The organism is Paenibacillus sp. UMB4589-SE434 (assembly GCF_030226685.1).
Lineage (GTDB): Bacteria > Bacillota > Bacilli > Paenibacillales > Paenibacillaceae > Paenibacillus_B.
In genome coordinates this window covers 1,014,657-1,038,442 of the sequence record NZ_JASOYK010000001.1, presented here as the reverse complement: position 1 = coordinate 1,038,442, position 23,786 = coordinate 1,014,657, and the positions used below count along the sequence as shown (strand labels likewise).

General features: G+C 39.3%; 22 protein-coding genes and 2 pseudogenes. 14 read left to right on the top strand and 10 right to left on the bottom strand.

Annotation, left to right across the window (positions count from 1 at the left end):
* Positions 1-30: 30 nt before the first annotated feature.
* Positions 31-1,056, bottom strand: coding sequence for an MBL fold metallo-hydrolase (locus QP775_RS04365; protein WP_239331145.1), 1,026 nt, complete (start codon positions 1,054-1,056; stop codon positions 31-33).
* A 146-nt stretch (positions 1,057-1,202) separates the two neighbouring features.
* Between QP775_RS04365 and QP775_RS04360 the strand changes: the two genes are divergently transcribed.
* The 4 genes from QP775_RS04360 to QP775_RS04345 all read left to right on the top strand — a co-directional run bounded on the left by QP775_RS04360 (position 1,203) and on the right by QP775_RS04345 (position 3,858).
* On the top strand, positions 1,203-2,213 hold the full coding sequence (locus tag QP775_RS04360) for a fumarylacetoacetate hydrolase family protein (protein WP_285103905.1): 1,011 nt from the start codon (positions 1,203-1,205) through the stop codon (positions 2,211-2,213).
* Positions 2,214-2,304: 91 nt separating this feature from the next.
* On the top strand, positions 2,305-2,886 hold the full coding sequence (locus QP775_RS04355; RefSeq protein WP_285103904.1) for a TetR/AcrR family transcriptional regulator: 582 nt from the start codon (positions 2,305-2,307) through the stop codon (positions 2,884-2,886).
* A 276-nt stretch (positions 2,887-3,162) separates the two neighbouring features.
* Positions 3,163-3,534 (top strand): hypothetical protein, encoded by a 372-nt coding sequence (locus tag QP775_RS04350; protein ID WP_285103902.1) that lies wholly within the window; start codon positions 3,163-3,165, stop codon positions 3,532-3,534.
* A gap of 165 nt (positions 3,535-3,699) precedes the next feature.
* Positions 3,700-3,858 (top strand): hypothetical protein, encoded by a 159-nt coding sequence (locus QP775_RS04345; protein WP_285103900.1) that lies wholly within the window; start codon positions 3,700-3,702, stop codon positions 3,856-3,858.
* 151 nt (positions 3,859-4,009) lie between these two features.
* Here QP775_RS04345 and QP775_RS04340 read toward each other — a convergent pair whose 3' ends face one another.
* Together QP775_RS04340 and QP775_RS04335 are read right to left on the bottom strand one after the other, a co-directional pair.
* Positions 4,010-4,744, bottom strand: coding sequence for an adenosine deaminase (locus QP775_RS04340; RefSeq protein ID WP_285103898.1), 735 nt, complete (start codon positions 4,742-4,744; stop codon positions 4,010-4,012).
* A 14-nt stretch (positions 4,745-4,758) separates the two neighbouring features.
* Entirely contained in the window at positions 4,759-4,968 is a 210-nt protein-coding gene (locus QP775_RS04335; protein ID WP_285103896.1) for a hypothetical protein, read from the bottom strand.
* Between the two features lie 302 nt (positions 4,969-5,270).
* Here QP775_RS04335 and QP775_RS04330 point away from each other — a divergent pair, with 302 nt between their 5' ends.
* On the top strand, positions 5,271-5,438 hold the full coding sequence (locus tag QP775_RS04330; protein ID WP_239331132.1) for a hypothetical protein: 168 nt from the start codon (positions 5,271-5,273) through the stop codon (positions 5,436-5,438).
* A gap of 589 nt (positions 5,439-6,027) precedes the next feature.
* Here QP775_RS04330 and QP775_RS04325 read toward each other — a convergent pair.
* Positions 6,028-6,633: a flavin reductase family protein gene (locus QP775_RS04325; RefSeq protein ID WP_285103893.1), complete on the bottom strand. Its 606-nt coding sequence runs from the start codon at positions 6,631-6,633 to the stop codon at positions 6,028-6,030.
* Between the two features lie 90 nt (positions 6,634-6,723).
* A complete protein-coding gene (locus QP775_RS04320) occupies positions 6,724-7,410 on the bottom strand; it encodes an ArsR/SmtB family transcription factor (protein ID WP_285103891.1) in 687 nt (228 codons plus the stop codon).
* 332 nt (positions 7,411-7,742) lie between these two features.
* Here QP775_RS04320 and QP775_RS04315 point away from each other — a divergent pair.
* The 4 genes and pseudogenes from QP775_RS04315 to QP775_RS04300 all read left to right on the top strand — a co-directional run.
* Positions 7,743-10,238 (top strand): annotated as a pseudogene (locus QP775_RS04315) (Tn3 family transposase); the annotation flags it as partial.
* A 1,122-nt stretch (positions 10,239-11,360) separates the two neighbouring features.
* Complete coding sequence (locus tag QP775_RS04310; RefSeq protein WP_239331124.1) at positions 11,361-11,798, top strand: MarR family winged helix-turn-helix transcriptional regulator; 438 nt, start codon at positions 11,361-11,363, stop codon at positions 11,796-11,798.
* A 50-nt stretch (positions 11,799-11,848) separates the two neighbouring features.
* Positions 11,849-13,066: a serine hydrolase domain-containing protein gene (locus QP775_RS04305; protein WP_285103887.1), complete on the top strand. Its 1,218-nt coding sequence runs from the start codon at positions 11,849-11,851 to the stop codon at positions 13,064-13,066.
* Between the two features lie 323 nt (positions 13,067-13,389).
* Positions 13,390-14,022 (top strand): type 1 glutamine amidotransferase family protein, encoded by a 633-nt coding sequence (locus QP775_RS04300; protein ID WP_285103885.1) that lies wholly within the window; start codon positions 13,390-13,392, stop codon positions 14,020-14,022.
* A gap of 548 nt (positions 14,023-14,570) precedes the next feature.
* Here QP775_RS04300 and QP775_RS04295 read toward each other — a convergent pair.
* On the bottom strand, positions 14,571-14,765 hold the full coding sequence (locus QP775_RS04295) for a hypothetical protein (RefSeq protein ID WP_239331116.1): 195 nt from the start codon (positions 14,763-14,765) through the stop codon (positions 14,571-14,573).
* Positions 14,766-14,881: 116 nt separating this feature from the next.
* On the opposite strand from QP775_RS04295, the gene QP775_RS25735 reads away from it, so the two are divergent.
* Positions 14,882-15,022 (top strand): IS3 family transposase, encoded by a 141-nt coding sequence (locus QP775_RS25735; protein ID WP_350338965.1) that lies wholly within the window; start codon positions 14,882-14,884, stop codon positions 15,020-15,022.
* Positions 15,023-15,613: 591 nt separating this feature from the next.
* Here the strand turns inward: QP775_RS25735 and QP775_RS04290 are convergent.
* Both QP775_RS04290 and QP775_RS04285 read right to left on the bottom strand, forming a co-directional pair.
* Positions 15,614-16,789 carry a cation:proton antiporter gene (locus QP775_RS04290; RefSeq protein WP_285103882.1) on the bottom strand — a complete coding sequence of 392 codons (1,176 nt, stop codon included), beginning with the start codon at positions 16,787-16,789 and terminating at the stop codon, positions 15,614-15,616.
* A 527-nt stretch (positions 16,790-17,316) separates the two neighbouring features.
* On the bottom strand, positions 17,317-17,856 hold the full coding sequence (locus tag QP775_RS04285; RefSeq protein ID WP_285103880.1) for a cupin domain-containing protein: 540 nt from the start codon (positions 17,854-17,856) through the stop codon (positions 17,317-17,319).
* 574 nt (positions 17,857-18,430) lie between these two features.
* Here QP775_RS04285 and QP775_RS04280 point away from each other — a divergent pair.
* From QP775_RS04280 to QP775_RS04270, 3 genes and pseudogenes are all read left to right on the top strand, one after another.
* Positions 18,431-18,901 (top strand): GNAT family N-acetyltransferase, encoded by a 471-nt coding sequence (locus tag QP775_RS04280; protein WP_239331110.1) that lies wholly within the window; start codon positions 18,431-18,433, stop codon positions 18,899-18,901.
* A 30-nt stretch (positions 18,902-18,931) separates the two neighbouring features.
* Positions 18,932-19,187, top strand: a pseudogene (locus tag QP775_RS04275) (MBL fold metallo-hydrolase); the annotation flags it as partial.
* A 272-nt stretch (positions 19,188-19,459) separates the two neighbouring features.
* Positions 19,460-19,963 carry a DUF3231 family protein gene (locus QP775_RS04270; protein ID WP_285103878.1) on the top strand — a complete coding sequence of 168 codons (504 nt, stop codon included), beginning with the start codon at positions 19,460-19,462 and terminating at the stop codon, positions 19,961-19,963.
* A 326-nt stretch (positions 19,964-20,289) separates the two neighbouring features.
* On the opposite strand, the gene QP775_RS04265 is transcribed toward QP775_RS04270, so the two are convergent.
* Positions 20,290-21,948, bottom strand: a complete 1,659-nt coding sequence (locus QP775_RS04265) for a ribonuclease J (RefSeq protein WP_285103876.1) — start codon at positions 21,946-21,948, stop codon at positions 20,290-20,292.
* Between the two features lie 410 nt (positions 21,949-22,358).
* Here QP775_RS04265 and QP775_RS04260 point away from each other — a divergent pair, with 410 nt between their 5' ends.
* Positions 22,359-22,703 carry a hypothetical protein gene (locus QP775_RS04260; RefSeq protein ID WP_239331108.1) on the top strand — a complete coding sequence of 115 codons (345 nt, stop codon included), beginning with the start codon at positions 22,359-22,361 and terminating at the stop codon, positions 22,701-22,703.
* 246 nt (positions 22,704-22,949) lie between these two features.
* Here QP775_RS04260 and QP775_RS04255 read toward each other — a convergent pair whose 3' ends face one another.
* Positions 22,950-23,084 carry a hypothetical protein gene (locus tag QP775_RS04255; protein ID WP_285103873.1) on the bottom strand — a complete coding sequence of 45 codons (135 nt, stop codon included), beginning with the start codon at positions 23,082-23,084 and terminating at the stop codon, positions 22,950-22,952.
* Positions 23,085-23,786: the final 702 nt, after the last annotated feature.

Here is a 23,786-nt window from a genome sequence, read left to right as displayed (position 1 = left end):
TAATGTTTTTAGAAGGCAAGCTTCAAATTGCTATTCTTGCCAAACACTCATAGGATCCCATGGCTTGATTTGATTACCATATTTTCCGGCCAAAAAAGCTTTCATGTCTTCCAGCTTAGCAGGCACCTCGTTCCAAATTGGAAGGGGTGGTAAACCTCGTTTGCTTTTCAATAGGATGTCCACTGTAACATACAAGCGTTCTGGCTGAATCCAATGAAGGAAGCGGGAAATATCAATTTGCTTGGTCAGGGACAAGGCATCAATCTCGTCATTGTAATGCTTGTTAAACTCGCTGATCAGGTTCAGGAGGTATTCTCTCTGCTCCCTCACGAAGTCCAGGCCGCAGATGGCGCCATGCCCTGGAATAACGATTTCGGGTTTAATTTCATCAATAATGCGATCAAGCACTTTAACCCAATTGAGGGTTCCCTCTTCGCTGTATGCTGTACAACCGTTAAACACGACATCACCGGCGAACAGCACTTTTTCTTTTGGCATCCACAGCAGCAAGTCACTGTCAGAGTGGGCAGGAGCTACGTTGTAAATCATAACTTCCGTATCGCCAAGACGGATGTTGATATCGTCTTTTATCTCAATATTCGGGAGCACCCATTCTACGCCTTCCAGGTCGAATCCTTCAAATTCCGCCGCAAAAAACCGTTCTCCCGAAGTCGATTCCGGTGAATCCTTTCCTCTTCTGATGACACTGTCCATCCAGGCGATATTTTCTGTGAGACGCTCTCTAGACGCCTCCTTGTGCATAATAATACAAGCATCTTCAAACACTTTGTTTCCCCAGGCATGGTCACTGTTATAGTGCGAGTTCACCACATATGCGGGAGAGGCACCGTTGCTTACTTCCTTAAAAGCATCCCGCATTTCCCGTGCATGGAACAAATCGAAGAACGTGTCATACACTAGCCCTTCACCCTTGTTGATGAACCCGGCATTGGCCCAACTGATGCCACGATACGGCGATATACCGGCAAAGACACCATCTGCGACTTCAAAAAATTTAACGCGGGGTTTCTGGATAATACGTCCATACTTCTTCATGAAAATTCTCCTTTGTGTATATGTTTTGGGGTGAGGCATGTCTTTAGTATAGAGAATGTAAATTACAAATGCAAGCAAGTACTTGCATGCATTATCTTTGTGTAATATGCTAGTAACTGACACTACATGGATGGAGGCGCTGCAACATGAAGCTAGTAACCTTTAAAACCAAGGCATCTCAGGAACGTTTGTTTGGGCTTGTGATTAACGATAACTTTGTCGTGTCATTTGCCGCAATCTTGAAAAAGCAGGGAAGATTCGTTGACAGTCTTGAAAGCATGGACAGCTATCTTCATTATTTGCCGGCAAGTTATGATGCCGCTAAGGAATTAATGCAATATGCTGTCGAACAGACGCATCAATTCAATGAAAATGAAATCTGCCCGATTGCAGAGGTAAAGCTGCTCTCGCCGGTTCCGAATCCGGCTGCGCTTATCGATTTCGGGTTGACGCCAAGACATCTTAGAAATGCTGGCGTAAATCTGCTGCAAAGAGAATACACAGGGCCGGAAAGAGAAGAGCTTAAACAAAAAATTGCTGAAAAATTTCAGAAAGATCCGGATAAAGTAACTTTCAGTTATTACAAGTGTAACCATAATGCATTAATTGGCGATGGGGATACGATTCATTGGCCATCGTACTCTTCTTACCTGGATATTGAGCCAGAGTTGGCCATGGTTACAGGGAAGGGGAACTGCATTGCAGGTTATGTTATTTTTAACGACAGTACTATTCGCGATGTGCAGTGGCCGGATTTTCTGGCGATGACCGGACCGACGCGCTGCAAAGATTTTGATCGCAGCAAAGGAATAGGACCATTTCTAGTTACGCCTGATGAAATCGACAACCCACTGTCACTGGAAGTGGATGTACGCATCGGGGAGAGACTGCATTGGAAAGGAAGCACATCCGAGTATTCTGCACACCCTGCAAAAGTGATGGAGGAGGTTCTCAAAGTTTTCACGCCGCTCCCAGGCACGATTATAGGAATGGGGACAATACCGGATTGCTGCGCAATCGAGACTGAACAATGGCTGTTGCCCTCTGACCGAATCCAGATTACATTCGAAAAATTAGGCACGCTCACGCAATTGGTGCCTGATCATGTCAAGATTACAGAACCAAGCCGCTGGGAAAAAAGAAATGATATTCCTTGAATATACGTTTATGAAAATGATTATCCCAACCCTGCTACATGGGCAATACTTGTAGTAGAATAGGTTTAACATCTGCAAAAGGAGAAATACAATGAATACTTCTGACAGAATCATTGAGACTGCGACACGGCTCATTAAAAAGAATGGCTATCGGGGAGTAAGCACCAAAGCCATTGCAGCGGAAGCTAAAGTCAATGAATCTACGATTTTCCGGCAATTTGGAAGCAAGCAAGGCATATTGGAAGCCATCATTGAAAGACATTCGGATATCCCGCAATTTGAGAAGCTGTTAAAAGAGGAAGCGACCGATAATCCAGAAGTCGATCTGCTGAATGTAAGCCTGCAGTACCGTTTGTTTTTCCATAAAAATGCGGACATCATTATGATAGGCATCCGCGACAAAGGAATGCTTCCCGAATTGGACAGAATGCTGGCCGATCCGCCGGCGAAGCTGCACTCCTTGCTGGTTGAATATTTTGAACGCTTAAATAAGAAAAAAGTTATAGCCAGACAGGATGAGCGTCTTGCGGCCATGTCTTTTCTCTCGATGTGCTACGGTTTTCAGATGAGCGAGCTGATTCACGGGCAATATCAGTCCCAGCTCGTCACCGAGGAAGAGTTCTATAAGCAGAGTGTCCCATTGTTTGTAAAAGGACTTATGTCTCAGTCATAATGGACAAAAAAGATGACGGATGACAAGAACGTTGTGACATCACATACCACTTAAATCGCGTTTCTTTGTTTTATGTCCCCGAGTTCTTGTCATTTTCTTTTGACAAGAACTCGGGGACATTTCCGAAGATATCCTCTTCTCACCTTAAATGTCACATGTTACGATCGACGTTTTCCTGCGGCGCAATTATCGGGAAAGAAGTTTCTAAGAAGAGAAGGGCTATGAGTTGTTTTATTTTAAACGATATACGATACCAAAAAGAAAGGGGACGTTGCAATGCATGTTCGGAAAAATACATTTATTTTTATTTTAGTTTTTTTTTCTTTAATGACGACATTACTTGGATGCTCTAACCATAACGCACAGTCACGTGATGAAAATAATAATGAAATTCTAGGATTAACAAATGAGATAAGAAAAATAACGTCGTCTCATTTGGCTAAAATAACAAAGGATATGACGTACAGAGAAATGATAAACACATTGGGAAACACCAAGGATATTGGATCTGGGATTAAAATATTCAGATATGAATATGAGAATGGTCAATTCCTTGATATTAACATTTTTGAGCATAATCTTGATGTGAAAATTCGTGAAGATGTTTACAAACACATTCAATACTTCTTGCACAACAAGAAGCCTTAATTCATAAAAAAGGAACCCTCGAAGGCAATGTCATTAAGATAAGGCGTGGACACCATAATCAAGCATGAGAGCAGGTTATGAAAAGATAGCCGACTCTTTTTCTTCTAAAAAATCAAGACCAACAGGTAGATGGATATGTGTGGCGAAGCTCCTGAGGTTACGCCAATGAATGCGTACGAAAATTCGCTAAAAGAAAGGCTGCCATTCCTCATCAGAGAAATGGCAGCCGCACCGGGACCTTATGTCCAAAACCCGGAAAAGGATTTTACCCGCACGAAAAAACTTCCCTTTGGTGCCGAACGTGATATTGAACGAGGGTTTTGAGGGTATAGAAAATCAAAGAGATTCAAAGAAAACGGGAGTTCGTAAATATTGCGATTCGCCCGTTTTTTTGTGATGTTCCACGGAAGCAAAATCGCGGCCAAAAGGCTGTCGAGATTTTCTCGACAGCCTGAAAAAGACGATAATTTATTTATTATATATATTCGACTGGACCACAACCATAAGGACCGCAGATCTGATGCGTCGATACAGTTTCAATAAATCCGGTATAATCATGATATTTATAATAGTGGAAGTCTTTTCTAATGTATAATCGCGCATCATAATCACTGATTTTTTCTGATTTAGTGTATATTTTTTCTATCCAATAAGCTCTTTTTCCATTCAAAGAAATATAATAAGAGGCAACGGTTGTAAGTACCCCCAATATAGGTCCAGATGGTCCACCTATAAAGGAAACAAGGACACCTGCTACTAGAGAGGCAGTCGCATAATCTATCTCAGTCGAATGTTCTACCTTTCCTTTATATTCATAACCATCATATGAAATCCTTGCATTAGCATAGAACTCAGTGTCTTCTTGAATCGATTCAACACGTGAAATTGCATAATTAACTTCGCCAGTTTGCAAGTTTACATACTTTACTTTATTATCATCAAATTTTGTGATTTTGAACTCATCTACTCCATTTGAATCTGTTGCAATATAATAATTGTCGTATTGAACTAATGCAGAACCATCTGTAAAAGTGACAGAATTAATGGTTGAGCTTTTAACTAGACCTGAGATATTTTTAGCTTGATTCATGTGTGATACTAGCGAAGAAGATTGTAAGTTTTCCTGAACTTGAGCGGAGGCTGGAGTTGCAATATATGTAGAAAGCAGAACTCCTGCAAGAAATGTGCTAGCTATTTTAAATTTTGTCATTTATGACACTCCCGTTACTCTTTCTTTTTTTTGAAGAAATCGAACTTGATCACATAATCAAAAAGAAGGGTGATTAAAACAGCTCCAAGTGGAATCATTGCGTATGCCCAGGGCGGATTACTGGGAGCTTCACCAGGGGGTGCATCAATTAAAATCGCAAAAAGGACAAAACAGTAAATTACGGCCAATACAATACCTGTTACGTTCCTATCTTTTTTTAGCATATCTATTTTTTACCTCCATTAACATGAACACCCACCTATATAAAATATCCTATTATGGTAATTATATTATTATCAATAGGAAGCGTCAACCAAAAATGGGATATGGCACCTTGTTATGATCTTTCAAATTAGAGACCCCAAAAAAGGGGGATTAGCACCAATGTCATTAAGTTAAGGCATTGAAGAAGAGCAGGTTATCGAGTAGATAGCCGCTCTTTTTTTGCATAAAAACCGCAAATAGGACTTGACTGGAAGTTGGAAATGTGTGGCGTAGCCCCTTGAAAAACGAGGGGGTTATGCCAATGAATGAATATGCGGTGTCACTTAAAGAAAAGCTGACATTCCTTATTAGAGAAATGTCAGCCGCACCAACACCCTATGTCCAAAAACCTGAAAAAGATTTTACCCGCAAGAAAAAGTTGCCTTTCGGGACGGTTATGCAGCTCCTCATTTCTATGGGAGGAAACTAGCAATCTACTCCTTTTCTTTAGTGTTTTCATATATCAACATAAATGCCCAAGAGAACGGCGCTATTTGTCGTTCGCTTGGGCTTTTTTGCTACGCCTAGAGGATTCGTAACCGTCGGAACTCGGGGGCATAGAAAGGAAGGGGAACTAGAAACAAGTACATAAAAAGTAACGGCAGCCATTCAGCTGCCGTTTTCTAGTTATATGGATCAGAAAATCTTAAAAGGAGCAACTGAAATCTTATTCACATAATAGATACTTTGTAGAAAAAGAATGTACATTACATTTACATACAGAAAGCATGAAAAAGATTGATTCCTTCCTTTACGGTCTTAGCAGAGACTCAAATGTTCAATTTGACAAGTGGGGGTAGTACCAGCGTAGCTGACACCACCCGCAAACATATGGATAAAAATGTAAGAACCCTCCACTTCTGTAGAGAGTTCTTTTTATGAGTGATAATTGTACCAATTGCAGCCTGTTCGTTGAACTAACGTACCCGTTAGTTCAGCGGTCAACGCTGTTTTCTAATATTTTATTTCCAAATGATTCAATTAGCCTTTTCATTTCTTCATCGAAACTAGTGTCCATATCATGTTTCTGACTTAAAGGTCTTGCCCAACTCTTTATCCAGGCCAAAGTAGTGGCGAAAGCTGTAAATCAGCGGGTTCCACGCGGTTGGATTGACATGTTGCTCACTTAGCAAAATCGCTTCATGAGCATGGACTTTTTGTACCTCTACCTCGATAATAGCAAATCCCTCTGAGTGATGGAGGTTGACGACTTTTGCCTCGATTTGCAAAGGGCACTCTTCCACTCGCTGCGGTTTCACGATATCTGAAGCAAGCGGTGTGAATCCACCAGCTGAAAATTTATCGTGTTCAAATCGGTACAGCTCCCGTTTGTAATCTGGCACTGGATTGGCCCCAGTCAACCTGGATAATTTTTCTACTTGCCCCCAGTGTGACGCATCCGGCAGGTTGACAACGCATTCTCCACAGCGGAGCAGGTTGGCGAATCCCTTCCCGCCTCCGCCAAGCCCGAGAACGATGCGATTCCCAAGAGCCCAAGCAGATGACATCGGTGTGAGGTTCGTCGTCCCATCCTCATTCAATGTTGATAGTAATACGACCGGAGTGCCAAAGTACAGTATTTTGGGCTGAATGACCTGAATTGCTAATTTCGTTTTTTTATTCATTTAAACTCTCACCTCAACGAGTAGTATAACGGGAAAATCATTCGACTCTCACCGAATAATGAATGCAACGTTGCTGAGGTGAATTGCATGTCAAAGTTTCAGGTCAAACTCGTCAGCCAAGCCCTTCAGACCCGCGGCCGTTACGCGAACGGCACGCCCGCCGGGAATCCGCGTAATCCATTCAAGTTCAAATAATCTGTTGGTAATTGCGGTACCAAGACCACCCGCGATATGGTGTCGCCTCTCGCTCCAATCCAGACATTGCCTAGCAAAATGGCGCCTTCCTTTTTGCACGCTATCTACATCGATGCCAAAGTGCTTAAAACGGTCATATCCCTGTTTGCTAACTACAAAGTCTCGACCGGATCGTTCGATCATTCCCAACGCAAGTAGCCGATCAGTCAGCTCCACGCCCACTTCTCCCGCGATATGGTCGTAGCAAGTGCGAGCATACCGCAACACTTTTGACTGGTCGTATTCCTTGAGTGACCGAATCGGCTTTTGCGTTGCGATGACATTGAGCGCTTCGAGCGCGTATGCGACTTCGGGTCCAGCCAACCGATAATAGCGGTGTCGACCGCTCATTTCCACGACGAGCAAGCCCCCCTCGACCAATTTTGCCAGATGCGAACTTGCCGTTTGTGGCGTAATACGCGCGGCACGCGCCAGTTCGCTGGCAGGAAGAGCTTTACCTCCTAACAATTCAAGCAACATCGTGACGCGCGAAGGATCGCCGACGAGCGCTGCCACTTCTACGATATTCGGTATTGTTTCCAACTTGTCCCCTCCTGAACGTATTAACGTGTGTCAGCTGTTGAATATCTTACCACAATTATGCTTCGATGGTGGTCGAAGTCATGAAAAGCTTGGTGGAAAACGATGCCTTTTCCTGATCTTGATAAGTCGTAAATGATTTCCTTTTATTGCAACTAACCTGCCCCTTAGCTTCATCCCCATGAATAACTTAAAGTTCCGAATTTATTTTTGTATATGGAACTTCGATCTATTTAAGACTCGTATTGTCCAAAATATACAGCTTGGATCTACTTATTTCAAGCACTACGTTCCGATACGCACTGTAATAGGAACTTTACTTTGGAGGGGATAACATGAAGCGAAATTGGGAACTGGACGAATTAATCGAGCATTTTACGATCCTACCGAACGAGATGAGGTTGATCGAGAACAAGACCGGGGAAACCAGGATTGGATTTGCCGTGCTACTCAAGTTTTTTCAAAATGAAGCCCGTTTCCCAACTCATAAGTACGAAGTTTCCAAAGCGGTGATCGCGTACATTGCAAAGCAAATCTTCTCTGAGCCAGAATTATATGCTCAGTACGATTGGACTGGTCGTTCGATCACCTACCACAGAACACAGATCCGGGAGTTCTTCGGGTTCCGCGAGGATACGATAGAAGATGCTCAGGAAATGACAGAATGGCTATGTCAACATGTTCTGCATCAAGATCATGAATTTGAGCATTTAAAGGAACGCGTTTACCGTCGATTCCATGAATTAAAAATCGTACCTCCCACACCAGACCGCATTGAGCGTTTAATCCGTTCAGCCATTCACAAATATGAAGAATCCTTCTTTCAAGCGACATATCTAAAACTACCTTCCACGTCTTTAGCTCAGTTAGACTCTCTAATTGATAGCATTTCGTTTTTAGAGATTGACGAAGAAGAAGCCTCCAGTGACAACAGTATCCAAATATCATTTAATGAGTTAAAGGCAGATCCTGGTCGTGCTGGGGTGGATAGCGTTCTGAAGGAAGTTAACAAATTGCGGACTATTCGCAATTTGGAGCTTCCGGATGATTTATTTCGAGACATTCCCCACAAGGTATTGAAAAAGTACCGGCAGCGCGTTTCTACTGAGGATCTACGCGAGCTGCGCCGACATCCCGATCCGATTCGATATACGCTGTTGTCAACTTTCTTTTGGTTACGCTGCATGGAAATATCGGATAACCTGGTCGATCTGCTTATTCAAATTATTCACCGTATCGGAGTACGCGCCGAACGAAAAATCGATAAGGAAATTCTGAACGATCTACGACGAGTCAGCAATAAGTATGGCATTTTATTTAACATGGCACAGACGGCCATCGAGCATCCGGAGGGAATCATTAAAGATGTCCTGTACCCAGTTGTAAACGAACAAACACTAAAAGATTTGGTCAAAGAATTTAAACATACTGGACCGGCATACCGCGAAAAAATCCATACGGTCATTCGTGCCTCCTATGGCAGCCATTACCGCCGGATAGTTCCTGAAATTCTTAGCATTCTTGATTTTCGTTCTAATAACGACATTCATCGTCCGGTTATCCTCGCGCTTGAGCTAATCAAGAAATACACTCAAACGGGAATGCACTATTTTCCCTTAACCGACGAAATTCCGATCAATGGGGTGATCCGTAATAACTACAAAGAAATTATCATCGAAAAAGATGAAAAGGGACAAGAACGAGTAAACAGGATCAACTATGAAATCAGCGCCTTACAAATGCTTCGGGATAAGTTACGATGTAAAGAAATTTGGGTATCCGGAGCGAACCGGTATCGGAATCCGGATGAGGACCTACCGGTAGACTTCGAGGAACGCCAGGAGGAAAACTACAAAGCTTTAAATCAGCCGCTGGATGCAGATTCTTTTATCACTACGCTAAAGCAGGAAATGATTCAAGGCCTTGAAAAATTAAACGAGGGAATGCCGAAGAACCCTAAAGTACGAATTACTGATAAAGGTAAAGGCTGGATCTCGCTTTCTCCATTGGAACCTCAAGAAGAGCCGGTTAATTTAATCCGGATAAAAGGTGAAATTACGCGCCGTTGGCCAATGACCAGCTTACTGGATATTTTGAAGGAAACCGATCTACGTATTTCGTTTACAGAAATGTTCAAGACGGTGGGTCATCGAGAGATATTAGACCGGGATACGCTACAAAAGCGGTTGATCTTATCTCTTTACGGTTTGGGAACGAATACCGGTTTAAAGCGTGTCAGTGCCGGTGATCATGGTGAAAGCTATAAAGACCTTCTTTATGTCCGGCGTAAATTCATTCACAAAGATAACCTTCGCAACGCGATTTCCGAAGTAGTGAACGCTATCTTCAAAGTACGGATGCAGGAAATATGGGGTGAGGGAACAACATCTTGCGCCTCCGATTCAAAGAAATTCGGGGCATGGGATCAGAACCTCATGACGGAATGGCATATCCGATACCGCGGCCGCGGTGTTATGATTTATTGGCATGTAGAGAAAAATTCGACTTGCATCTACTCGCAGCTAAAATCGTGTTCTTCATCAGAAGTCGCTGCGATGATGGAAGGGTTGTTGCGCCATTGCACCGATATGGAAGTGGAAAAGAATTATGTTGATTCTCATGGACAGAGTGAGGTTGCATTTGCCTTTTGTCATTTACTTGGTTACAAACTTATGCCTCGATTAAAAGCTATTCACACACAAAAGTTATACCGCCCGGAGCCGGGAATGACTGATGCATATGCGAACCTTCAGCATGTACTCACGCGCCCGATTAATTGGGAACTGATCCGTCAGCAATATGATCAAATGGTGTCAGCTACGCTGGTACTACCCCATGTAGGTGTATCAACAACGATTATACCGACGACAACAAACTCACTTAATGATTTACCAAAACAGTTGTATTCTCATGGTTCCGCTGTCATAAATACACTTCAGCAGATTGCAGGCGCAGCTGGTACTGCTTTAGCAATTACACTCATGACAATAGGACAACACCGCTTTACAGTAGAGCATTCAAAAGCAAGCCCTGAAACTCTAGTTGCAGCAGGTACACAATTTACATTTGGCGCTATTGTGATTGTGGCCGTAATCGGTCTGCTATTAGCATTATTTGTTAGACGTGCAACAAATCATTCGCACTAGTTATCAATTATAATGGCTTAAACTTGTGGCGGAGTTTTTTAGAAACCTTATTTTTTAGCCTAATATCTAATAATATGGTGCATATTTAATAGAAAAGCGAAACGCCAGGATCTTTGGAAAATCAATGATCCTGACGTTTTTAGTAACAAAATTAGAGATATTGTTTTTTACGAATTAGCTACGTTGGAACATCCATATGATGTTGCAACAGAAGACGTATATAGCTGACAACAGGCACACTATTTTCAAAATCCAAAAACTATTAAACAGATCAATGCAAATACTCCTAAAGGAGGAGGCACAAATGTTGGTCGACAAGAACGTTGAGACATTACATACCTCATAAATCGCGGTTTTTTGTTTTATGTCCCCAAGTTCTTGATATTTGCTTTTGACAAGAAGATGAGGACATTACCGACAGTACGACTTGTGGCGTACCTGATGTTAAATCAATCTTCATCGGAAATATCACAATATTCGGTAGCCACGAATATGTCAAGGCAATTGATTAAAATATCAACTTAAGTGTATTTTTCAATAACCTGTTAACATCTTTGCTCTAACCTAGATCTGCGACTAACGATTCGTGTTTAGCACCGGCATGTTGGTCATGAATCTTTTGGATCGTTTACTCACTTTTTCTTCAATGTGCCCATCAGGGAAGCACGATATGTACCGGAAAAATCCGAAAATTATTTGCACTCATTTAACGGATGAAGAACACTACAATCCATCACCAAAAATTTGACTTATCGTAGCTCCTCCTCTAATATATTAGGTATCTAACATATTCCAGAGGGTGAGATCATGAACTTATATGAACAAGTTAAACAAATTAATGAAGCGGACTATGCCATTAACCGCTTGATTTTTAAATATTATGAACCATATTTAGCTAGCTCTATCACCACTCAGCAAGCCGTGTTGCTGGATATTGTATACGCAGCCAACAAAATAACGGTAGGTGAGATTGCTATAGAAATGAACAATAGTTCTAGTGCAGTAAGCCAGCTTATTGCGAAGATGGAGAAGAACCAGTTTATTCATCGTACTATCAATCCTGATAATCGCCGCGAAGTTTTTATTACGCTAGGAACTAAAGGTGTGGAGTACTTTGAGAAGCAAGAATATGTCGAGCGTTCGGTGGCCGATCGTTTATTTTCTAAACTAACTGATGCTGAACGTAATGAATTAGAAAGAATTACGAATAAATTGAAAGAAATTGCTGCTGAAGAGTTCATTTGAGTTCTTCATCCCAAAATGTTAGATGACTAATATATTTAGGAGGCTTACTTATGTTCAACTCTATTTATTCTACGCTTGAAAAAATCCAGTTCAATGGTGCAGTCTATGTAGAAAAGAGCAATAACGAAATTGTAGATGTGACAATAGGCGCTGCAGATATGAAAAATTTAGTTCCGATTACGGGGGAGACACTATTTAACATCGCTTCCTTAAGCAAAATGTACACAGCTGTGATGGTACTTCAATTAATAGAAAAAAAGGTGATTCATTTTAACGACAACTTAACAAAATGGTTTGACACAAGTACCTTTCAAGATGTAACGATTGAAGAGTTATTGACGCATACATCCGGTATTCCAGAATATATAGAACATTCTTCAGTTGGAAATATTGAAGATATTTTACTTAACAAGAAGCCTTATTTCCTACCAGGTAGCGGTTGGCTTTATACAAATACAAATTATGTCTTGCTAGCTAAAATTATCGAACAGGCAAGTCAACTATCTTATGAGGATTATTTACAAAGAATGATTGCCCAACCTCTTCAACTTATAAACACCACAACGAAGCCAAAATCTAAGCCAACTGCTGTCAGTAAGCTATTTGATTTTATAAATAAGAAATATATCCATGTAATAGAAGATCCCATTTTTAAAGATATCAATAAGAAGTACGATTTTTATGGTGACGGGGGCATTTATGCCACAGCTCAAGATATAGCCCGATTTGTAAAAGGGTTCCTTCAGGGTAAATTAGTATCACTTGAAATGATGAATCGCGCCCTTACTCCTTCACCGTTAAATAGCTCATATGGTTGTGGTTTTATTATTCAAGATGGTTCTATTGGTCACTCTGGTGGTTGGCCGGGCAATTCGTCGCATTGCTTATGTTCTTTGACAAGCGAAGAGGTGACAGTTCTATTAACGAATGAAGAGGTAAGCCCTTTTTACGAGCAGCAAATATTAGAATTTTTAAACCAACCCAATGATAGTAGTGAACCTGATGCTCCAAAGCAACCTAGAATCATGAAATTCAATAGCGCTGATAACATCGTAGGTACCTATCAACTCGCAGATGAATATCAAACGTCCTTCATAATTAAAGAGGGGATAGACTCCTATATTATATCTTTCCATGACCAACATGATACCCAGTTATTTAAAGTTGAACCTAATCTGTATTGGATTCGAAACACGATGAGTTATATCCATATTTCTGAAGGAATCTTTATTGATGAAGGTGTGGAAATAGCGTTTCATAAACAATAGACATCTATGAAGGGAAATCTAATTCACCCTGACAACCATGTAAGCCCTAACTAATGCGCCATTGATCATTTAAGTTTCCTGGATCATACAGGATAAAATAAGACAACTATAAAAGGTGAATAAGATGAATGCATCTGAGGTATTTTTATTGCCATGGATTTAGAATTTCAACTTGATAGGCAGTCTTCACTATGCTAACGGTCAGATCCTGAAGTTCTGTCGGAATTAATAAAATTTCATCAAGTATGATAACTTCCCTGACGTTAACTGTCAGGGAAGTCATATTATAATAGCTATATCAACTGTGATTGGAGTGTTATTGGATGCAAACAAAAAAAGCTTTTCTATATGTATTTAATACAATGTCGGACTGGGAATATGGATATTTAATTGCTGAACTAAACTCAGGAAGATATTTCAAAAAAGATTTAGCACCTTTAAAAGTAATTACAGTAGGAGCTAATAAAGAAATGATTACTACTATGGGAGGACTGGGCATAAAACCAGATATTTCCCTTAATGAATGTACTCTTGAGAGTAAAGATCTTTTAATTTTACCAGGAGGGACTACTTGGAGTGAAGAGATTCATCAACCTATATTGGAAATAATTGGACAAGCTTTAAAGCTTGGCACTATTGTTGCTGCAATTTGTGGTGCAACTGATGCCCTCGCGAATATGGGATACTTGGATACTAGAAAGCATACAAGTAATAACTTAGAATATACTAAAATGGTATGTCCTAACTATAAAGGTGATAAGTTCTATGAGTTGGGATCTGTAGTATCTGATACGAATTTAGTTACTGCATCAGGAATAGCTCCTCTAGAATTTGCAATGGAGGTACTGAAAAAAATAGACGTATTTACACCAGATGCATTACATTCATGGTATAAACTAAATAAGACTCATAAACCTGAATACTTCTTCCAGTTAATGAATTCAATAAATAAATGAAATAACTAAAAAGCTCAATTTCTCTAGTAGGGACTGACCACCTAATATGAGACAAATCAAAAAACCTTCAAGTGAATCATTTCATGTCGTAAGATATGGAGACAACCTTGTAGGTGTTTTTGTGTTGGGAACGAGAGTGATCTATCCCATGGAAGTGAAGATACAAGCGATTCAAATGAGACTAGCAGGTATCCCAAGACGACAAGTCATAGATCAGCTAGGAATACGAAATATGACACATAGACGGACAACGATAATCTTCCTTTTTACTGATAATACTATTTCACAAAACCCGTATTTTGTACATATGTCTAAAGGGTTCGTTAAACCCTTACTACACTTGAGTTCTAATAAGATGTTACACATTTTTATCAGTGCATTATTTGAGAAAAAAATAAGATAAGATGTTACATATTTTCATTAGCTACCAGATAACTAGCTTCGCACATCGCTGCCTTCGAATTCATTCATCTAATGCTCATTATTTCCTTAATTAGCACTTATTTCAGCATAGCTTATATGCGTGATCACCAACTGATTATCCAGCCCTAAATAGCAGGTTCTTCTGCTTCTTTTAGTTTTTGCTCTAAGGTCGCTTGTGCTTCTTTTGCTATTTGTTCTGCTTCAGCGGCTGCCTCTGCTGTTTCTCTGGCAACACGCTCAGCTGCCTCAGCAACAGCTCTTGCCGCACGCTCTGCAGCTTTACGAGCTTCATCTATAGGATTTCGAACTCTGAAAGACATACGTTTCCCCTTAGTTTTGCTTACCAGTGGGAATATGTTATCCAAAGTTAATCAAGGTCATGCGTACATCGCTGATACTTGTCATTCTATGTAGCTACTTTCAACATTAGCCGGATATATCTGAGTATAAAGGTTGTCCCTACGAAAATGCTGTTGTCGAAGCCACATTCGAAGAATTAAATACAGAGCTTCTTAAACAGGAAACTTTTAATAATCTAAAAGATCTAAAACTTGAACTTGATGATTACATTAATTAGTTCGATCATCATCTTGTTCATGGAACCCCTAAGTTAGTTAATCCCTATCGGGTTCAGGAAACGAGCCCATAAAAAGTAAACTGATTTAGTGTTGACAGTCCAATCAATATTGAACAAAAAATAAAGGGAAGTAGTTCATATAATGAACCACTTCCCTCTATATACGATAATACAATTAAACTAGGGAAAATAGAGTTTTGACTAAGAAGATAATGTTGTAGACTGGAATTGACTCACTACAACTAACACCCCTGATGCTTTCACAATCGATGCAACACAAGTTCTTGCCCTCTATCTAATTGTTTATTTTCTGATTCGAGTATAATTGAAAAAGCTCTCGATGGCCAAGTCTAATATTTATTCCTCAAAGGTTGACGATTAGCTAATTGAAAAATCACGCTACATCAACAGCTCCAGTCAATAACTTTATTTACTTTGTACACTCCTCAATAATACCCTGCTTAAATGCTTTAGAAACAATGTTATATGTGTTAGAAAACTATAGAAACCAAATGATCCTAGTGGCGAATATCATATGACTGAACGTATAAAAAGTAAAATGTATCTCTCAGCCTTTAAAGAATATTTACTCTAAATTTGTTCTCGTTTAACAGGTTCGTAACCTTCGTTCTTTGAATAGTATTTCTTTTCAAAAAAATATTTCATCATGGGTGGAGTTACGATTGTTGTAATTAAGATGACAACAACTATTACAGCAAACATGTCTTGGCTTAGTAATTTGGATTCTAGACCAATTGCTGAAATAATTAAAGCAACTTCACCACGAGATACCATAGCCGCACCAATTCCTAAAGAACTATTCCAACCGAATCCAGCTATCCTTGCGCCGACGGATGCACCAATTAGCTTAGTAAGAACTGCAATGATGGTTAAAAGAACAATAAGACCTAAGTTTTTAGTTATCCCTGTAAACTGAGCGGTGATACCAATAGAAGTAAAGAATACAGGTACAAAAATTGAATAACTAATTGTTTCAACCTTTTGAAAAACTTCGTGTTTAAAGTCCGTTACACTAATTGCTACACCTGCAATATAAGCTCCTATTATGGCAGCGATACCAGCGAATTCTGCTATATATGCAAAAACAAAACAGATAATTAAAGCTGAGGATATTACTGTTTCTGTAACTTTTAAGAATGAAAATTTATTTAGAAACCACGGAACTACTTTCCAGCCAATAAGTATTGCACCAGCAAAAAATAGTATTTTCTTCAGAATAACAATAGTTAAACTAACATCTGAACCTGTAAAACTCATCAAGAATGCTAATGCGATAATAACAACTACATCATCTATTACAGCTGCACCTAAAATAGTTGTGCCTTCCCGAGTTTTTAATTGATTCATTTCCTTAAGTGCTTGGACGGAAATACTAACACTTGTAGCAGAAAGAAGTAATCCCAAAAACCATGATTCCATCGTAGTGAGACTTAAAGTGATTCCTACAAAATAACCTAGTATAAGTGGAACAATAATTCCGCCAAACCCTACTAGCGATGAGGCTTTACCAGTGCGTTTAAATTCATTAACATCTGTTTCCAAACCCGCAATAAACATTAATAATATGACACCTATTTGACTAAATTCTGCCAAAGAATCTGTCTCATTTATTAAGCCTAAAACGGATGGTCCAAGTACAATTCCAACTAGAAGTTTTCCTAAGACTGACGGTTGACCTAACCTTACACTTAAACTCCCAGCTGCCTTGGACGCAATTAATATAATAGCTAGTTGAAGAATTAACACCTAGATATCACCCTTCCCTAATTTATAATATGTTCTGACTATGAGATGACAAAAAAAGCCCGTTACCAAAAGGACATAAATATCCCTTGGTGACAGGCTCCTCCTAAAAAGCACAATTTGTTATTAGTATGGCAATGCATTGCAGTTTCCTTTTTTTAATACGATCTATACTTAGAAAGGTTTCACCTTTCATAAAGTTTTGGAATCGGTTATCAGGGAGATGAATTAATTTCACTGTTTGCAATTGGAGCTACGCTCGAGAATTCATTATTTGAATTTTCGGAACTGTTTTTATCATTCTTAGCAGCACTTGGTTTTATTGTTGTGATTTGCGTGTGAAACCTCCATATGGGGTCACGTGCCTATAAACCAGGAAGTAAACGCTCGATAATCATTCTGGAGTGATTATATCGTACCATTTCCGGTTAGATAAGTGGTGGCAGATAATAAAATTGAGTAATATGTAATTAACCCGGCTTGACTTACGAACCGGGGCAAAATAAAGTTGATTCTAGAATCAGATTTAACTATCCTTCTGCAGACATGGCGACTGCTTTTGTTTCATGAACTGTACCATATGGATGCTCAGGCGGTGCATAGATCACGTAAATTTTAAGAGGTATATGTCCTGTATTCGTTATATTGTGCCATTTTCCCGCAGGTATCATAATTGCATAGTCCTCATAAGCCATCACTTGAAAATCTAAATTGTCTTTTCGATCCCCCATTTGAACAAGTCCCTGACCTTCTTCCACACGTATGAATTGATCCGTTGTCGGATGAACTTCTAAACCGATATCTTCGCCAACATTGATGCTCATTAGAGTCACTTGAAAATGTTTACCTGTCCATAAAGCGGTACGATAAGTATTGTTTTGCTTTGCGGCCTGATCAATATTCACTACAAGTGGACATTGACCATAATCTCTTAATATTATTTTGCCGTAGGGATTACTATCGTTATTATACCTATAGCAGTATTGAGGATAATGACCCTGATAGTTATTATTCCAGTTGCTAGGCACAGGATTATGCCAGTGATAGTGATGACCTAAATGATGATGCATCCTCATTCTCCTCTTCACATTCAGTGTTTGCTGTTAATATATGCAGATACCTATATAAAGGAGTGCACAACATGCAATAATGGGCAAGCGCCTAAATGATAAAAAGGGAGATATAAGCTTTTACGATATCCTAGTACATTTTTACCAGTTTGTTAGGTGACGCACCAGCTTGCTCACAATGTATTTCGCATCAGAACCTACTCCTCTTAAGATGCTACGTCAGCTGCTGCTCACGCTCCTGGTTGTTCTTTCGCACGGCCCAGATCCGCATGGGCGCAGGTCTGTCAACTGCAAACAATTGCACGCTGCTCCTTTCCAGTGACGACAGCGGTGTCAATAGAAAATAAAGTATTTTCTTAATGCTTAGGTTAAGATAAGTCCCCTGTTTAAGCACTACATGCTAACCGCGTACGTTCTTTGATTAGTAATTGGAAAGAGAATATAATGAGGAGGACTTAGCCCAAGCGAAGGCGCGGGAACGTCCTTCTTATTGAAACTAACTGGCAGGAAACAGACATAATTTCATGAATAATTATTATATTGAAGATTTTAATTTTGACGGGAGGGATTTATATTGGATATAGAAATCATACTTCTTGATAAATCTCATATTCCTAAAGTTATAAGCTTGATAGCAGGCTACTTAAATTCTTCATCCAATGGAGTAGACGAGTCAGATCCATCACCAGATCAGCTAGAACAATGTGAACAAATCTTAAATAGGTTTATTAATGACAGCTCGGCTTATTGTTATTTAGCTAAGCAGGAACATGAATATATTGGTTTCATCATCCTTTCCTGGAGCTTCTCAATAAGCAAAGGCTCCCCAGTATTGCGTATAGAGGCTTTATATTCATCATCTAAGCATAGAAAGAAGGGCGTAGGCAGGAAGCTAATGGAGCATGCAATTGATTTAGCTATTTCTAATAAAGCCGCACGATTACAGCTCGAAACAGATGATGATAATGCCCCTGCTCGTACGTTGTACAAGCAACTCGGATTTAAGATGTTAGAGGGTAAGGGTGTATATATGTCATTTCTATAGCGGGTATGGATTTGAACTAACGAAAGACGTTCAATAAATTCAGACTCGCTCTATAAAGTTCTTACACAACAGCAGGAGCTAAACGGACCTCCTCGATATTTCACTACAGATTGGCAAGCAGCTTGGCAGTCTGTGAAAGTATTATCAGCCTTGAAGCCAGCCGTTGCTGTAACTGGCCACGGAAGACCAATTGCTGGTGAAGAACTGTCTGATGGATTGGAAAAATTAGCGAAGGACTTTGCGTATCGCCATTCCGGATTACGGTAAATACGTCAAAAAACAATAATTTCCTAACTATATACGTAATCAAAGAACTGATTATAAATACCCGTGCTATTCTGTATATCGTTACACTTCGAAGGTTTAGCACTCTACTCAACTGTAAAGTAAACTTCTACAAGATGAAGTTCGCTTTTTCATTAGGGTGGCTAATTTACTCATGAAATCAGTCATGAGTTAAACAGTCAAAAATGATTTTGGGCATGAATAAGTTACTAGTAAAAGAGGAAGCTTAATTAGAGGGGTTCAAAAAAATTTAAGTAAGGGAGTAATAATTTTATGGGTATATTAAGTGGTGACCCCAAAAACGAGCCGTTACATTATGGGGAAGTACTTAGCTTGTGGGGGGCAGCTAAGGGTGCTGTTTCTTGTTATCAGGCGTATATAAACCATGCTGGCGATAAGGATCTAAAGAAGATTCTAGATGCTCTCATTGATCAGGCAAAGTTAGAAATCAAAGAATGTGATTCTATACTTATAGAAAACGGAATTGCACCATCACCAATTTTACCTGAAAGACCACATGCTAACCTTGAAGATATTCCTATCGGAGCGAGATTTACGGACCCTGAGCTAGCTGCAAAGATAGCCACTGAAACATCATTGGGTCTAGTAGCGTGTAGTACGGTTATGGGACAATCCATTAGGGAGGATATAGGTATATTATTTGCAAAATATCATCTTACTAAAGCTGCATTAGGTGGTCAGATTTTGCGGATGAACAAAGAAAAAGGATGGCTTATTCCACCGCCACTTCAAGTTAAAATTTCTGGAGAAGAGTAACAATGATCTTAAATCACCCTGAAATGTGGTCCGGATTGTGTAAGGTTCATTACATACACCTTCAACTTAAAAAAGCAGATGACCTTGTATTTGTCAAGGCTCATCTGCTTTTTTATTGCGCAAGCTTATAACTTTCTCAATGGATTGGCAATCAGTGAAATTTATCTTTATCTTTCATATGGCCATAAAAGATTCCATGGGGACATTATCTTAGGTGACTTGGCAGAAGCAGAGTCTGATTTATCAGGTTCAATAACATTAATTGTACTTTGTAATTAAAGTTTCTTTTCAGAATCTTTAATTACTATTACAATGCAAAAATTAACTTATACTTCGATGATGATAGGCAAAATAATCGGCCTTCTTTGTGTTCGAGCATATAAAAATTGCCCTAAAGTATCTTTAACTGTCTTCTTCATCACATTCCAATGATTAATTTTTTCATGGCGCATCTTTTCGACAGTATCGATGACGAGCTTGTTGATATCTGCGATAAGCTCTTCTGAATTTCTAACGTATACAAATCCTCTTGAAATGGTATCTGGCCCTGATAGAAGCCTTCCTTCTGCTTTGCTTAGTGCAATAACGACAATTAGGATACCGTCATCCGATAATTGCCGTCGATCCCGAAGCACGATATTTCCTATATCCCCTATGCCTAGCCCATCTACGAGTATTTGTCCGGCGGGAATACGACCAGATTGGCGGACGATTCCATTTGTTGATTCTACAACATCTCCATTTGTTAATATAAAAATATTTCCACTGCTTACACCGACTGCTTCTGCAAGCTCGCGATGCTGGTGCAGCATGCGAAATTCGCCATGAATCGGGACAAAGTATTTTGGCTTCATCAATGTAAGCATCAACTTTAGTTCCTCCTGGCTTCCATGTCCAGATACATGTAACTCACTACGGGAACCATATATAATTTGGGCGCCAAGTGCATACAGGTTATCTACGATACGTGCTACATTGCGTTCATTTCCAGGAATAGGATTTGCAGCAATGATTACCGTATCTCCTACTTCTACTTTCATTTGTCTATGTGCTGCTCTTGCAAGACGGGCTAAGGCTGCCATTGGTTCACCTTGACTACCGGTACAAAGTACAGCAATTTTATGGGGTGAAAGTTTATTGGCCTCTTCTGAATCAATGAGCATCCCCTCTGGTATTGTTAAGTATCCTAAGTCTTGCGCCACGGATACTACATTAAGCATACTCCTACCAAGTAAAGTTAATTTACGGTTTGTTTGAGCGGCAGCATCAATAACTTGTTGGAGTCGATATACGTTCGATGCGAAAGTGGAAATAAACACTTTACGATCTGCTCTGTTAAAAGCCTCTTCGATATGAGCGCCAACGAGACTTTCCGATGGAGTAAATCCTGGACGCTCAGCATTGGTACTTTCAGATAGAAGCAACAGTACGCCCTTTTTACCAATATCGGACATTCTATGTAGATCTGGATATTGCTTATTCACGGGAGTCATATCAAATTTAAAGTCGCCCGTATGAACGATTGTGCCTTCAGGTGTGTCAAATACGAGACCGAGACTATCTGGGATACTGTGATTCGTGTTAAAAAAGGAACAACTGATGGCTCCAAGTTCAATTTGTGAATCGGCGTTTATACATTTCATTATTGTTTCACTAAGAATACCATGCTCCCTTAGTTTGATCTCAATTAGACCTAAGGTCAGCCGTGAAGCATATAAAGGGATTTGCAGTTGCTTTAATAAATAAGGAATTCCTCCGATATGATCCTCGTGACCATGAGTAACAACTAATGCTCGAACTTGATTTTGGTTAGCTAATAAATAGCTAATATCAGGTATTATCAAGTCTATTCCCAAAAAGCTTTCATCTGGAAATTTGGAACCACAATCGATCACGACGATATCTTCTCCATACTTTAATACATACATGTTCTTGCCTATTTCGTTAACTCCACCCAATGCTGTAATCCATAGTTTTTCATTCATTAGTTCTAGTCCTCCTGCTGCTGTAAGTTGAAAATTATTTTTCCTTTATCTGCACGAGAGGCAAATAGCCCAATATCATTATTATGTTACCCAGTGAATGTAAATATAAAAAATATTGTACTTATATTTTTATTCCCTTGAGCATTTAACAATTAACTAACGTTAATAAGCGTTTTTCAGTAAACATTCAAGTCATCACTTTTGTTTAGTTTTGAACATTATTAAAATACGTTCGGCTGCTGTCGCTAGTACCCCCTATTGCTTTTAATGCCCATAGTGTATCGCACATGATTTTTGTGATGCTTTTGATATTGTTTTTAAAAAAATCTGCATAATTTCTAATTTGCGGTGCACTTTATTAAGGGGTGCATCATTGGTTCACACACTCTATTTGAAAGGAGGTTTTGAATATGCCATATCAATCAACGCAACAAATTAAAAGTACTATACAGCAGCTGATACAACAAACAGAGCAAGCTAGTGGTAATTATCAACGTTTGCTACAGCAAGAACAAGAAAATGCTCGTGTATTAGAGCAATTGGTGCAACGTGAACAACAAGCAGCACAAACTATTCAGACGGCACTTCAAGGACATCACACAGCCGTTCAACAAATGCAATCTGTTTTACAAGCATGTAACCAAATTGAGAGCTCTGCATCTTCATACGCGAATTCTCACAACTTAGGCTATAATCTTGGGTACGCTTCTCAGACGCAATCAAGTAGTATAGGATTGAATCAAAAACAGTATTGAGCCAACGGACAAAAAACTACTTCCCATTGTTAGACATACAATGAGAAGTAGTTTTTATTTTATAAAATATATAGCTATTAAAAGAATGGTTATAAAGATAAGTTGAACGGATCATAAAATTTTTATTGTTCTGGAGTGCTTGAAACCTCTATTGCCAGACCTTAATTTGTTTTCGGTGATTATAGATGACGCTACTTATAAATGAGAAGATCGGCTATGTGAAAAGGGAGAACAAAATTGTGACGTTTATAAATGTGCATAATTACGAAGCGAAATGGTAATAATCTTAAACGGGTTGATTTCACGATCTGACTCACTCCCCTTTGTATCGACGGCCTCTCTCGGTGTTACAGTGACAGATTGTTTTCTTTGGCTTTTCATATGGGAATGAAAATACCATACTGATTACATATTGTCTTATAACAACTTGAGAGGGGCGCAATATAACGGTCCAATGATAAAATCATCGGATAGTCGAATCAGAAAGATGCGTCATAATAAATTTATTTCCGTATAAATTTATATTGTTCTGTCAAAGCCTACCCCTATCGTCACCCTTTAAGGCTGGCTATTATACATGCATCTAGAAGGCTTATCATCCTACACTTCATTAGGTTTGTAACCTCATGCTAAATTTCGAATATAATTAATATTACCTCCTTGTTCCCCAACCTCAAGTTCAAATAAGCAATCATAATGGTTGCTTTTTTTTTGACTGATATTAATTCAGTGTGATCTTGTATCACACCAAGAAAAAATAACATTAATGATTAGAGCGTATTGTTTAGCAATTAAATTAGTCTTACGATTTATGAGTCTGTGGGGCTAGTTAATTTTCACAAAATATAGTATCTTAGAAAATTTACCAGAATGACGAATTTTAACTCCATAATGTTTCCATCCTCTGTTATTGTAAACTTCCCGTAGTTTAACACTATCGCCAGTCTAATGGTTTATTTTCTTTTAACACTTATTGTCATCCGAGAAATGATCCCTAGTGACTGGGCGAATAAAGACATTCTTTTTAAATGTCGAACCTATAAATAAGATATACGATTATAAATCCTTTTAATCGGTTCAAAG